Consider the following 12771-nt stretch of genomic DNA (forward strand, 5'->3'; position numbering starts at 1 on the left):
GCCGCCCGACCGGCATCAGCAGAAAAACGCCGAACGGGATCGGCAGGCCGAGGAGTTCCCGCCCTCCGCGACGGGCTCGCCTCCCCGGCCCTGCCAGGGCATGCTGCGGGAAAGATCCGGGAGGACGGAATGCCGCACGCCTTCGCCCGCCGCCAAGCCCTTGCTGCGCCTGCCCTGCTGCTCGCCCGGGCCGCCATGGCGCAGGGTCATTGGCCCGGCAAGCCGGTCACGCTGATCGTCCCCTGGGTACCAGGAGGCTCCAACGACGTGGTGGCGCGGCTGCTCGCGCCCCAGCTCGAGGCGCGCTTCGGCCAGCCCTTTATCGTCGAGAACCGGCCGGGCGGTGGCGGCAGCATCGGCATGGGCCTCGTCGCCCGCGCCCGGCCGGATGGGCTGACCCTGCTGGTCTCCTCCGCCTCCAACCACGTCTTCCATCCGCTGATCGCCCGGGACCTTGGCTATGACGCAAGGGAGGCGCTGGAGGGCATCGCCATGCTGGTCGACGTGCCGAACGTGCTCGCCGCCACCAGAGGGCTCGGCATCCGGACGGTGCCGGAGCTCATCGCCAGGGCGAAGGCCGACCGGCGGGGGATGAGCTTCGGCTCCTCGGGCGTCGGCTCCTCCAACCACCTTGCGGGCGAGCTCTTCCGGCTGCGGACGGGGCTCGACCTGACGCATGTGCCCTACCGCGGCGGCGGCCAGGCCATCACCGACCTCGTCGCCGGCACGGTGCCGATCGTCTTTCTCAACCTGCCGACGGTGGTGGGGCCGGCCGATGCGGGCCGGGTGACGCTGCTCGCCGTCTGCACCGACCGGCGTGTCGGCAGCCGCCCTGACATCCCGACCATGCAGGAGGGCGGCTTGCCGGACTATGCCGTCCGCTCCTGGACCGGCCTCTTCGCCCCGCGCGGCACGCCGCGGCCGGTGACCGCGGCGCTGGCCTCCGCGCTGCAGGACATCCTGGCGATGCCCGCCATCCGCGCCCGCCTCACCGAGACGGCGAGCGAGCCGATCTGGATGGACCCGGGCGAGACCGACCGTTTCGTCGCCGCGGAGTACGAGCGCTGGGCGCCCGTCATCCAGGGCGCCGATGTCAGGCTGGAATAGGGGTGGCCATCCCGCCTGCATTGGTCTTCAGGTCGGCCGCCGCCGTGGCGCCGGCCAGCCGGCCGAAGACCGCGCCGTTGATGAGGCCCGACCCGCCCGGGTAGTTGAAATAGAAGACGCCACCGACGAGCTCGCCGGCCGCATAGAGGCCGGCGATCGGCTGCTGGTCCGCATCCAGCACCCGCGCCTCGCTGTCGATCCTGAGGCCGCCGAAGGTGAAGGTGATGCCGCAGCCCACCTGGTAGGCCTCGAAGGGCCCGTCCTCGATGGTGTTCGCCCAGTTGGACTTGTTGACCGCCAGCCCCTCCGTGCAGCGCCCGTCCTTCACGTTGGGGTTGAAGGGGACGTCGCGCCGGACGGCGGCGTTGTAGGCGCGGATCTCCTCGAGGAAGGCGCGGCCGTCGACGCCCTCCAGCTTCGCCGCCAGCTCCTCCAGCGTGTCGGCGCGCACCTTGGTCACCTGCTTGATGCGGTACTCGTCGCGCAACACATGCAGCACCTTCTGGTCGAAGACCTGCCAGGCAAAATTGCCCGGCTGTTCCAGCACCACGCGGCCGTATTTGGCATAGGTGTAGTTGCGGAAATCGGCGCCCTCGTCGAGGAAGCGCCGCCCGTTCGCGTTGATCAGCACGCTCCAAGGGTAGCTGTGCTTCTGGAAGGCGTCGCCGACGGCGAGGTCGCCATATTCCGGCGCGTTGAAGTCCCACTGCACCGCATGGCAGCCGGAGTAGTTGCCGAAGGGCGAGGCGCCGATCTCGAGCGCCATCTTGATCCCGTCGCCGGTGTTGAAGCGCGTGCCCCGCACCTTCGCCAGCTCCCAGCCCGGGCCGAGATAACGCGTGCGCATCTCCGCGTCGCCCTGGAAGCCGCCCGCCGCGAGGATCACCGAAGGTGCCTTGATGTCGTAGATGCGGCCGGGCGACTTGACCCGCACGCCCTCGACCTTGAAGCCGTCGTAGAGGATCCGCTGCGCCCGCGTCGCGTAGCGGATCTCGATGCCGCGCTTCCGCGCCGCCTCCGTCTCGGCGGCGACGAGGCCGGGGCCGCCGCCCCAGGCCTCGACCGTCAGCCCGCCCCAGAACTTGAACTTGCCATCCACCTTGAAGGCCTGCCGCCCCCAGATGGGCGCGAACTTGACGCCCTTGCCGCGTAGCCACTTCATGGTCTCGAAGCTGCGCCGGACCAAGATGTCGCAAAGCTCGGGGTCGGTGCGATTCCGCGTCACGCGGAACATGTCGTCGAAGAACTGGTCCTCGGTATAGGTGCCAAAATCCGTCTGCGCGCATTCCGCATCGGTGAGGTCCGGCATGATCTCCCGCAGGTCATCGACGCCGCGATAGGCGAAGCGGATGGCGCCCGCGGTGAAGCGGGTATTGCCCCCCGCCTCGTCCTCCGGCGCCCGCTCCAGCATGACGACCCGCGCACCCTGCTCCTGCGCCGAGAGGGCAGCGCAGAAGGCGGCATTGCCGCCGCCGACCACGATGACGTCGAACTCCTCGGACATGGCATCCCCGCTCATCTGTACACCGATGTATACAGGGAGCCGCGCGCCTGTCCAGGTCGCGGCGGCGGCCCCGCGCTACTGCGCCTGAGGCACGTTGTAGAGGATGTTGGCCGAAACGCCCGTCAAGTCGTCGGTGAAGCGGGTGTACTGGATGTCGATCGAGCCGAAGGTGAGGGCGAAGCTGTCGGTCGGAACCCCCTCCCCGCCGCCATGCGCGAAGGAGATGATGCCCACCTCGGTCAGGGTATAGACCATGTAGGGCAGCAGCCTCGCCTGGCCCTGGCGGACGAAGCTGATGGTGACCTTGCGGTCGAATTTCCCGCTGAAGGCCTCGTTCAGCAACCCGATGGAGCTGATGTCGCTGAGCTTGGAGCAGTTGACCTCGCCGACCGACGGCTCGACCCGCCCGCGCCCGCCGGAGTAGATCGCGGAGCCGCTGCGCGACATCGACCAGGCCAGTCCGGTCAGCTCGATATAGCCGCCCTCGCCATTCAGGCCATGCTCGCCGTCGATGCCCTCATACTTCATGAAGATCGCCATGGGGCCAGCCTCGGTGAGCGATGCGGATACAGAAAGACCGCCCCCGGGCAGAGGATGCGGCGGCAGGCCACCGCATCCCTCATCCCGTGAAGGCGCAGTGCCGGCTTACGAGCCGGTGCCCTTGGCCAGATCCCAGGTGTAGTAGACCGGGGAGCCGGTGAGGTCGTCGCCGACCGGGTTGTAGCCGAGCTTCACCTTGTCGAAGTTCAGGCTGAGCGACTCATTCGGGCGATCGCCGCCGGAGCTCATCGAGAAGCCGGAGACGCCGCAGCCCTCGAGGTCCACGGTGAAATAGGCGGTCGGCTTGGCGCCGCCGGTGCGGACGAAGCGGATCTCGACCTTCTTGTCGAGCTTGCCGTGCAGCGCTTCCTCGAACAGCTTGATGCTGGTGTTGTCGCTGGTCTTGCTGATCGTGATCTCGCTGACGGACACGACCGAGCCCTCACGGGTCGAGGTGCCGCGGGCCGAGGCGATGGCCCGGCCGACGCCGAACTGGAAGCTGGCGACCTCGAAATGGTCGGTGAAGCCCTCGACCTTCGACTCGCCCTTGATGTCGCCGTACTTAACGAGGATCGCCATACTTCTATCCCTTTCTGCCTGCCCGACTGCCGGAGACGGCCCCCTGCCGTCGCCTAGCCGATATCATACTGGAACGTGTCCCCTTCGCCCATCGCGACCTTGACCCGCCCGACCTCGCCGCCATCGGCCAGTCGCGACAGAATTCGAGATGACAACTCGGGTAGCATCGTGCGGTTGAGGATGTTTTCAATATTTCGTGCGCCGCTTTCCACCTCTTTGCAGCGGGCGACGATCGCCTCCGGCACGCTGTCATCGACCTGGAAGTCGACCCCGTAGGCGGACTTCACCCGGCGGCCGATCCGCTTCAGCTGCAGCCCGACGATGAGCTTCATGATGTCGTCGGCCAGCGGGTAGTAGGTGACGATGTTGCAGCGGCCGAGGAAGGCCGGCTTGAACACCTTCAGCAGGTCCGGCCGCAGCGCCTCCGTCAGCGCCTCCGGCTCCGGCATCAGGTCCGGGTCGGCGCAGAGCTTGGCGATGGTGTCCGTCCCGGCGTTGGACGTCATGATGATGACGGTGTTGCGGAAGTCGATGTCCCGCCCCTCCCCGTCCTTCATGTTGCCCTTGTCGAAGACCTGGTAGAACACGTCCTGCACGCCGGGATGGGCCTTCTCCATCTCGTCCAGCAGGACGACGCTGTAGGGCCGCCGCCGCACCGCCTCGGTCAGCACGCCGCCCTCGCCGTAGCCGACATAGCCGGGGGGCGAGCCCATCAGGAGCGAGACCTTATGCTCCTCCTTGAATTCGCTCATGTTGATGGTCGTCAGGTTCTGCTCACCGCCATAGAGCAGGTCGGCCACGGCCAGCGCCGTCTCCGTCTTCCCGACGCCGCTGGTGCCGACCATCATGAAGACGCCGATGGGCTTGCGCGGGTCGGTCAGGCCGGCGCGGTTGGTCTGGATGGCCTGGGCGATGGCCGCCAGCGCATGCGGCTGGCCGACGACCCGCTCCTCCAGCCTGTCCTTCAGGTTCAGGATGGTCTTGATCTCGTCCGAGACCATCCGCCCGACCGGGATGCCGGTCCAGGTGGCGACCACCTCGGCGACGGCCTGGCCGTCCACCACGGGATGCACCAGCGGCTCCTCGCCCTGCAGCGCATGCAGCGCGTCGGTGGCGCTGGCGAGCCTGGCCTTCGCTTCCGCCGCGTCGGCGCCGGAAGCCATCGCCGCCTCGATCGCCTCCCTCGACTCGCGGATGCTGGCGACGAGTTCCTTCTCCTCCCTGTACCGCGCCTCGAGGGCGGCCAGCTCGGCCCCGACCGTTCCCCGCTCCTCCTCGAGGCCCGCGCGCCGCGCGGCATGGTCCTGCCCCGCCGCTTCCTCCCGCGCGATGGCGCCGAGCTCGGTGGCGATAAGGTCGAGCCGCCGCCGCCGGTCCTCGAGCGGCGCCGGCTCCGCCGCCTGGCTCATGGCCACGCGGGCGCAGGCGGTGTCCAGCAGCGAGACGCCCTTGTCGGGCAGCTGCCGCGCCGGGATGTAGCGTGCCGAGAGCACGCAGGCCTGCTCCACCGCCTCGTCCAGGATGCGGACGCCGTGGTGCTTCTCCAGCACCGGCACCAGCCCCCGCAGCATCGCCTGCGCCAGCGCCACCGCCGGCTCGCCGACCTGCACCACCTGGAAGCGGCGGGTGAGCGCCGCGTCCTTCTCGAAGTATTTCTTATACTCGGCCCAGGTCGTGGCCGCGAGGCAGCGCAGCTCGCCGCGGGCCAGCGCCGGCTTCAGCAGGTTGGCCGCGTCGTTCTGGCCCTGCGCGCCGCCGGCGCCGATCAGCGTATGCGCCTCGTCGATGAACATGACGACTGGCACCGGGGAGCCCTTCACCGCGTCGATGACGCCCTTCAGCCGGTTCTCGAACTCGCCCTTCACCCCGGCGCCTGCCTGCAGCAGGCCGAGGTCGAGCGACATCAGCTTCACCTTGCGCAGCGCCTCCGGCACGTCGCCGGCGGCGATGCGCAGCGCCAGCCCCTCCGCGACCGCTGTCTTGCCGACGCCGGGCTCGCCGGTGAGGATCGGGTTGTTCTGCCGCCGCCGCGTCAGGATGTCGATCACCTGCCGGATCTCGCCGTCGCGGCCGAGGATCGGGTCGATCTTCCCCGCCTTCGCCTGCGCGGTGAGGTCGGTGCAGAACTGCTCGAGCGGCCCGCCGCCGCGCGGCGCCTCGCCGGGCGCGCCGCCCGCGGCCGCCGGCGCTTCGCCTGGCAATGGGGCACCGGCTTCCCCGGCCTCCTCGCTGCCGTCGCAGAGCGTGTCGAGCCCGCCGCGGCGCAGCGCATCGGCCGGGAGGGAGAGCAGGCTGGGCGCCCCATCCTTCACCGTGCGCTGCAGGGTCTCGTCGGACAGCAGCGCGGCCAGCATGTGGCCCGTGCGGATGCGTCCGGTCCCGCTTTCGAGCGAGGCCACTAGCCAGGCCTCGCGCAGCCAGGTGACGATGTCGGGCGAGAGCGAGGGCGCCCGCGCATTGCCGGTGCGCAGCTTGTCGAGCGCGCGCGTCAGCTCCGCGATGACGCGGCCGCTGTCGATCCCCTGCTTGCGCAGCAGGACGTTGACGTCGGTTCCCTGCGTCTCGACCAGCTTCAGCAGCAGGTGCTCGATCTCGACATTGTAGTGCGAGCGGGAGAGCGTCAGCCCGGCCGCCGCCTCGAGCTGCCGCCGCCCGATGGCGCTGAGGCGGCCGACGAGGGATTTGAGGTCGATCGCCACCATGCGCCGTTAACCTCCCGCTAACTACTTCTGCCGTTGCCTCGGATGGCCGGACCGTAAACAGTTTGGGCAAGCGCTGTCCAGCATGATAGCGTATCGGTTGCGGGCCACCCGGCCTTTATTTTCACGCGGAAGAGTCGACCCTGCATGTCGGGAAGCCTGTTCGATATTGAGACGTTGCTCGCGCCCCTCGACGGGCCCGATGGCGCGGGCACCGATCTGCGCAGCGACTACTCGCCGACCTCGCCGTACCAGAAGCTGCGCGACGCGCGGGCCGAGGCCCGGGCGGAGGAGCGCGCATTGGAGACCTCGGAGGAAGCCGAGCCCGCCGTGCCGCAGAGCTGGCGCGAGGTGAAGCGGCTCGGCCTCGATTGCCTCGGTAGCCGCAGCAAGGATTTCGAGGTCGCCGCCTGGCTGCTGGAATCGCTGGTGCGGCTCGACGGCCTGCCCGGCCTCATCGCCGGCTCGGAGCTGCTGACCGGCCTGCTCGAGCGCTACTGGGAGCCCGGCTTCCCGCAGCCCGACGAGGATGGGATGGATATCCGCGCCGCGCCCCTCAGCGGCCTCTCCGGCGAGGGCGCCGACGGCACGCTGATGCAGCCGCTGCGCCGCCTGCCGCTGTTCCGCCGGCCAGACGGGCGCGGCGTCAGCCTCTACCTCTGGAAGATCGCCGAGGACACCGCGGCGATCCCCGACGAGGGCGAGAACCGCCGCCGCCGCCAAGCCCGCTACGAAGCTGGCGTGCCGGAGCTGAAGGCGCTCGAGGCCGAGGCCCGCATCGATGCCGCGACCCTGCGCCGCACCGCGCAGCAGGCGGTGGCGGCGCAGCGCGCCTGGGCGGCGCTCGGCGCGCAGATGGACGCACGCTTCGGCGACATCGCGCCCAACACCCGCCGCGTCGCCGATGCGCTGGAGCAGGTCCTGGCGATGGCGACACGGCTGGTCGGCCCGGTCGTCGAGGAGCGCGCGACGGATGCCGAGGCGGCGGCAACGGCTGAGGAGGCGACGGCAGTGGCGGAGCAAGGGCCGGCGATGGGCGGTGCGATGGCCGCGGCGCCCCGCACGCTGCGGACCCGCGAGGATGCCATCCGCCAGATCGAGGATCTCGCCGAGTTCTTCCGCAAGACGGAGCCGCACTCCCCCCTAGCCTATACCCTCGCCGATGCCGTCCGCCGCGCCCGCATGCCACTGCCGGAGCTGCTGGCCGAGGTGCTGCCCGACAGCGGGGCGCGGCAGGCGATGCTAACGATGCTGGGGATCCGGGCCGCCATGGGCGAGAACGAGTGACCGGCTGATCAACCGATCAGCAAGGGTTTGATTGACTGGTTTCGTCCGCGCCGCGTATCGTGTTCGCCATCGCCAGAACCGTTACCGGCACGAATCGGGAGAATAGAGGATGAGCGGTAGCGTCCATCAGAAGCTGGCCCGGGTGCGCAAGCCGCGCGTCCATATCACCTATGAGGTCGAGACCGAGGGCGCCGCCGTCGAGCGCGAGCTGCCCTTCGTCGTCGGCGTCATGGGCGATTTCGCCGGCGACCCGTCCGAGCCGCTGAAGCCGCTCGCCGAACGGAAATTCGTGCAGATTGATCGCGACAATTTCAACGACGTGATGGCCCGCATCCAGCCTGGCCTGAACATCAAGGTGGACAACACCCTGGCCGGCGACGGCAGCCAGATGGCGGTCAACCTGAAATTCCGCTCGATCGAGGATTTCGAGCCGGCGAAGGTGGCCGAGCAGGTGCCGGCGCTGAAGGCGCTGATGGACACCCGCGCCAAGCTGCGCGACCTGATGAGCAAGGTGGACCGCTCCGAGGAGCTGGAAGGCCTGCTCGAGGAGGTCCTCCAGGACAAGGACAAGCTGGCGGCGCTGTCGTCCCAGCTCGGCCTCGACAAACAGGGGGCCTGATCCATGAGCGAGACACAATCGGCGGCAGCCGGCGCCACGACGGTCACGGAGGAGGCCGGGCTCGGCCTGCTCGACCAAGTACTCGGCGCCACCAAGCAGACCGAGCGCGACCGCGCCCAGGACCTGATCAAGGCGCTCACCGAGGAGGCGCTGAAGGGTACCGTCACCTACAGCCGCAACCTCACCCAGACCTTCGAGCGGGCAATCGCGGCGCTGGACGCCAAGCTGAGCAGCCAGCTCAACGCGGTGATGCACAACGAGCGCTTCCTGAAGCTCGAGGGCTCCTGGCGCGGGCTGCACTACCTGGTCATGAACACCGAGACCAGCACCTCGCTGAAGCTGCGGATGCTGCAATGCAGCAAGCGCGACCTGTCGCGCGACTTGCAGCGGGCGGTTGAGTTCGACCAGAGCCAGCTCTTCAAGAAAGTCTACGAGAACGAGTTCGGCACCCCGGGCGGCGAGCCCTATGGCGCCCTGGTCGGCGACTACGAGTGGACCAATCACCCGGACGACATCGAGACGCTGCGCCTCGCCTCCAACGTCGCGGCCAGCGCCTTCGCGCCCTTCATCTCGGGCGTCGGCGCCGGCATGTTCGGCTTCTCCGACTGGCGCGAGCTGTCGAAGCCGCGCGACCTCGCCAAGATCTTCGAGACGGCGGAATACGCCAAGTGGCGCTCCTACCGCGACACCGAGGACAGCCGCTTCGTCACGCTGGTCATGCCGCGCGTCATCGCCCGGCTGCCCTATGGCGCCGGCACCGTCCCGGTCGAGGAGTTCGGCTATGAGGAGGCGCCCTTCGACGAGGCCGGCCGCGCCAAGGCGATGGACCACCACGATTACTGCTGGATGAACGCGGCCTACGTCATGGCGCAGCGCCTCACCGACAGCTTCGCCCAGACCAGCTTCTGCGTGGCCATCCGCGGTGCCGAGGGCGGCGGCAAGGTGCAGAACCTGCCGACGCATGTCTTCACCTCGGACGACGGCGACATGGACGCCAAGTGCCCGACCGAGATCGGCATCACCGACCGGCGCGAGGCGGAGCTTTCGGGGCTCGGCTTCCTGCCGCTCTGCCACTACCGCAACACCGACTACGCGGTCTTTTTCGGCGCCCAGTCCACCCAGAAGCCGAAGAAGTACGACCGGCCGGAGGCGACCTCCAACGCCGCCATCTCGGCCCGGCTGCCCTATCTGATGGCGACCAGCCGCTTCGCCCATTTCCTCAAGGTGATGGCGCGGGACAAGATCGGCTCCTTCATGGAGTCCTCCGACTGCGAGCAGTGGCTGAACCGCTGGATCCTGAACTACGTCAACGGCAACCCGAGCGCGGGGCCGGAGACCAAGGCGCGCTACCCGCTGCGCGAGGCCAAGGTCGAGGTAAAGGAGATCCCGGGCCGCCCCGGCTCCTACAACGCCGTCGCCTATCTGCAGCCCTGGCTGCAGATGGAGGAGTTGACGACCTCCATGCGGATGGTCGCCCGCATCCCCCAAAAGGCCTGACCTGATCTGGCCCGGCTTCGGCCGGGCCAGCGCCTGTGCGTCGGGAGGGGGAGCGCCCAGCATGGATGGATCGCCGGCCGCGGCGACGGCCGATGCTGGCCCCGGGGCCTCGGCCCCGCCGCCCCTGCGCGCGGCCGCCCTCGCCGGGGCTTTCTTCGGCCGGGCCGGCGCCAACGCTGCGGATGGCATGGCCAGCTTCCTGGTCGAGGGCCCTGCCCATTCGCTGCAGCTCTGGTTCGGCGAGGCAGGGCTCGCCGCCATCCTCGAACATGACGGCACCCGGCGCGGCCGCGCCGAGGCGATGGCCCGGCTGGAGGAAGCCGTCGACCGCGACATCGCCACGATCGACCGGCTGATCTCGGAACAACTCGACGCCGTGCTGCGGCAGGAGCGGCTGCGCCGACTGGAGGGCTCCTGGCGTGGCCTCCATTGGCTGGTCAACCGCCTCCCGCCCGGGCGGAGCTGTAAGGTGAAACAGCTCACCCTCCGCTGGTCGGAGCTCTGCCGCGACTTCGAGCGTGCCATCGAGTTCGACCAGAGCCAGCTTTTCCGCAAGGTCTACGAGGAGGAGTTCGGCACCCCCGGCGGCGAGCCCTACGGCTTGCTCTGCGGCGACTGGGAGTTGCGGCCCTTCCCCGGCCCCGGCAGCAACACCGACGACGTCTCCGGCCTCGACGCGCTCGCCGGCGTCGCCGCCGCGGCCTTCGCGCCGACGGTCGTCGCTGCCCATCCCTCGCTCTTCGGCCTCGACCAGTGGCAGGAGCTCGGCCCCGCCATCGACCCGACCGAGCCGATGCGCGGGCCGGAGCGCCGCCGCTGGCGCAGCCTGCAGGAGCGCGAGGACACCCGCTTCCTGTCCGTGCTGCTGCCGCGCGTCCTCGCCCGCCCGCCCTGGGCGGATGACGGCAGCCGTGCCGACCGCTTCCGCTACCGCACGGATGCCGGCCAGCCCGGCGCCCGCGCCTGGATGAGCCCGGTCTACCCGCTCGCCGCCATTGCCATGCGCGCCTTCGCCAACCATGGCTGGCCGGCGGATATCCGCGGCGCCACCGTCCATGCGGTGCCGATGGGCGGCGTCGTGGACGGGCTGCCGGCCGAGCGCCTGCGCTCCGACCCGCCCGGCCTGCCGCCGCGCCCGCCGGTCGAGCTCGCCCTGACCGACGACCAGGAGCGCCAGGTGGTCGAGGCGGGCCTCATGCCGCTGATCGGCCTCGAGGGCCTGCCGGAGGCCGCCTTCGCCGCCGCCCCCAGCCTGCACCGTCCGCCCCGCATGACCGGCGAGGCGGCCAATGCCAACCAGCGCCTGTCCGCGCAATTCAACGCCGTGCTCTGCGTCAGCCGCTTCGCCCACTGCGTCAAGATGATGGGCCGCGACATGGTCGGCAGCTTCAAGACGCCGCAGGAGATCGAGCGGCGGCTGCAAACTTGGCTGATGCAGTTCACCAGTACGACCAGCGGCGCCGCCGGCGAGAGCGGCGCCCGCCAGCCGCTCCGCGCCTCCAAGGTCGAGGTGCGGGAGAAGCCGGGCCAGCCCGGCGTCTTCGGCTGCACGATCCAGATGCAACCGCATTTCCAGCTGGACGAGGTGGGCGCTGCCTTCCGGCTGGTGACCGACCTTTCCGCGCCGAGGGCAGCAGCATGAGCACGATCGGTGACGCCTTCCAGAAGGGCGACCTGCCCGCCGCCATCGCCGCCGCGACCGCCGGGGTGAAGGCCGCCCCGCGCGATTCCGGCGCGCGCTGGCTGCTGACGGAGATGCTCCTCTTCTCCGGCGATGTGGAGCGCGCCGACCGCACGCTGGACAGCGTCATCGAGGAGGAGCCCTCCCCCGCCGTCCTCGAATTCCGCCGCCTGCTGCGCGCCGAGGTCGTGCGGCGCCAGGTCTTCGGCGAGGGCCGGGTGCCGAAATTCCAGGGCGACGAGGCGACGCCGGCGCAGACGGCCGCGATGCGCGCCGTGACCCTGCTTCGCCTCGGCGATGCCGCCGGCGCCGCCGCCGCCGCGGCCGAGGCGGAGGAGCTTCGCCCCCGCGCCCCCGGCGAGGCCGAGGCGCCGGACGGCAAGGTGACGCCCTTCGACGACTTCCGCGATGCCGACGACCTGTTCAGCCCGCATCTCGAGGTGCTGACGGCCGGCGGCGAGTACATGTGGGTGCCGGTCGAGCGGCTGCAGAGCCTGGTCTTCGAGGCCGCGCGCCGCCCGCGCGACCTCTTCTGGCGCCGCACCAACCTTACCCTGAAGGACGGCACCGAGGGCCTCGTCTTCGTCCCCGCCATCTATCTCTGGACCGATCCGGCGACGCCGGCCGCGCTCAAGCTCGGCCGCGAGACGGACTGGCCGGATGCCGGCGCCGGCCCGGTGCGCGGCCTCGGCCAGCGCCTCTTCCTTGCCGGTGAGGACGCTCTGCCGCTGGCCGATGCGGGCAGCCTGACCTTCACATGAGCGACCAGGCACGCGGCGGGCGCATCCGGCTGCCGCTGCTGGACCGGCTGCTCGATGCCGATCCGGCGGCGCCGGTCGATCCGCCAGTCACCCAGGCCTATGCCGTGGAGCTGCTGCGCCAGGCGGTGCGGCGCGACATGGAGGCGCTGCTGAACGCCCGCCGCCGCCGCGTGCCCCTCCCGGCCGCGCTGGCCGAGCTTCCCGTCTCCGCCCTCGGCTACGGCGTGCCAGACCCGACCGCCGGCAGCTTCACCGAGGATGAGCGGCGCGAGGCGCTGGCCGCCGAAGTCGAGGCCGCGGTCCGCCGCTTCGAGCCGCGGCTGACCAATATCCGCGTGACGCTGGCCAAGTCGCCGCGCGAACGGGCGGAGCCGCTGGACCGCACGCTGCGCCTCCGCGTCGAGGCGGTGCTGCGCAGCGACCCGGTGCCGGAGCAGATCAGCTTCGAGACGCAGCTCCGCCCCGTCACGCTCGACGTCTCGGTGCGCGAGGGCTGA

Annotated in this window: 11 protein-coding genes; 7 read left to right on the forward strand and 4 right to left on the reverse strand. The window is 70.2% G+C overall.

The window, feature by feature from the left end:
- Nucleotides 1–129: 129 nt before the first annotated feature.
- Nucleotides 130–1107, forward strand: coding sequence for a Bug family tripartite tricarboxylate transporter substrate binding protein (locus AC5JJ1_RS16175; protein ID WP_495786132.1), 978 nt, complete (start codon nt 130–132; stop codon nt 1105–1107).
- On the opposite strand, the gene tcuA is transcribed toward AC5JJ1_RS16175, so the two are convergent.
- The 4 genes from tcuA to tssH form a co-directional block, all read right to left on the reverse strand.
- On the reverse strand, nt 1094–2626 hold the full coding sequence (gene tcuA, locus AC5JJ1_RS16180) for an FAD-dependent tricarballylate dehydrogenase TcuA (protein ID WP_495786133.1): 1533 nt from the start codon (nt 2624–2626) through the stop codon (nt 1094–1096). The two genes, AC5JJ1_RS16175 and tcuA, sit on opposite strands and share 14 nt — an antisense overlap.
- 60 nt (nt 2627–2686) lie before the next feature.
- The gene (locus tag AC5JJ1_RS16185; protein WP_495786134.1) at nt 2687–3151 is read right to left on the reverse strand and encodes an Hcp family type VI secretion system effector; all 465 of its coding nucleotides are present in this window, start codon (nt 3149–3151) and stop codon (nt 2687–2689) included.
- A 105-nt stretch (nt 3152–3256) separates the two neighbouring features.
- Complete coding sequence (locus tag AC5JJ1_RS16190; protein WP_495786135.1) at nt 3257–3730, reverse strand: Hcp family type VI secretion system effector; 474 nt, start codon at nt 3728–3730, stop codon at nt 3257–3259.
- Nucleotides 3731–3783: 53 nt separating this feature from the next.
- The gene (gene tssH / locus AC5JJ1_RS16195) at nt 3784–6432 is read right to left on the reverse strand and encodes a type VI secretion system ATPase TssH (RefSeq protein WP_495786136.1); all 2649 of its coding nucleotides are present in this window, start codon (nt 6430–6432) and stop codon (nt 3784–3786) included.
- A gap of 144 nt (nt 6433–6576) precedes the next feature.
- On the opposite strand from tssH, the gene tssA reads away from it, so the two are divergent.
- From tssA to tssE, 6 genes are all read left to right on the forward strand, one after another.
- Nucleotides 6577–7716, forward strand: a complete 1140-nt coding sequence (tssA, locus tag AC5JJ1_RS16200) for a type VI secretion system protein TssA (RefSeq protein WP_495786137.1) — start codon at nt 6577–6579, stop codon at nt 7714–7716.
- A 109-nt stretch (nt 7717–7825) separates the two neighbouring features.
- A complete protein-coding gene (gene tssB, locus AC5JJ1_RS16205; protein WP_495786138.1) occupies nt 7826–8335 on the forward strand; it encodes a type VI secretion system contractile sheath small subunit in 510 nt (169 codons plus the stop codon).
- Nucleotides 8336–8338: 3 nt separating this feature from the next.
- Entirely contained in the window at nt 8339–9832 is a 1494-nt protein-coding gene (gene tssC / locus AC5JJ1_RS16210) for a type VI secretion system contractile sheath large subunit (RefSeq protein ID WP_495786139.1), read from the forward strand.
- A gap of 61 nt (nt 9833–9893) precedes the next feature.
- The gene (gene tssC / locus AC5JJ1_RS16215) at nt 9894–11474 is read left to right on the forward strand and encodes a type VI secretion system contractile sheath large subunit (protein ID WP_495786140.1); all 1581 of its coding nucleotides are present in this window, start codon (nt 9894–9896) and stop codon (nt 11472–11474) included.
- Nucleotides 11471–12274 (forward strand): type VI secretion system accessory protein TagJ, encoded by an 804-nt coding sequence (locus tag AC5JJ1_RS16220; protein WP_495786141.1) that lies wholly within the window; start codon nt 11471–11473, stop codon nt 12272–12274. The genes tssC (AC5JJ1_RS16215) and AC5JJ1_RS16220 overlap by 4 nt, the downstream gene beginning before the upstream one ends.
- On the forward strand, nt 12271–12771 hold the full coding sequence (gene tssE / locus AC5JJ1_RS16225; RefSeq protein WP_495786142.1) for a type VI secretion system baseplate subunit TssE: 501 nt from the start codon (nt 12271–12273) through the stop codon (nt 12769–12771). The genes AC5JJ1_RS16220 and tssE overlap by 4 nt, the downstream gene beginning before the upstream one ends.

The organism is Belnapia sp. (assembly GCF_059504005.1).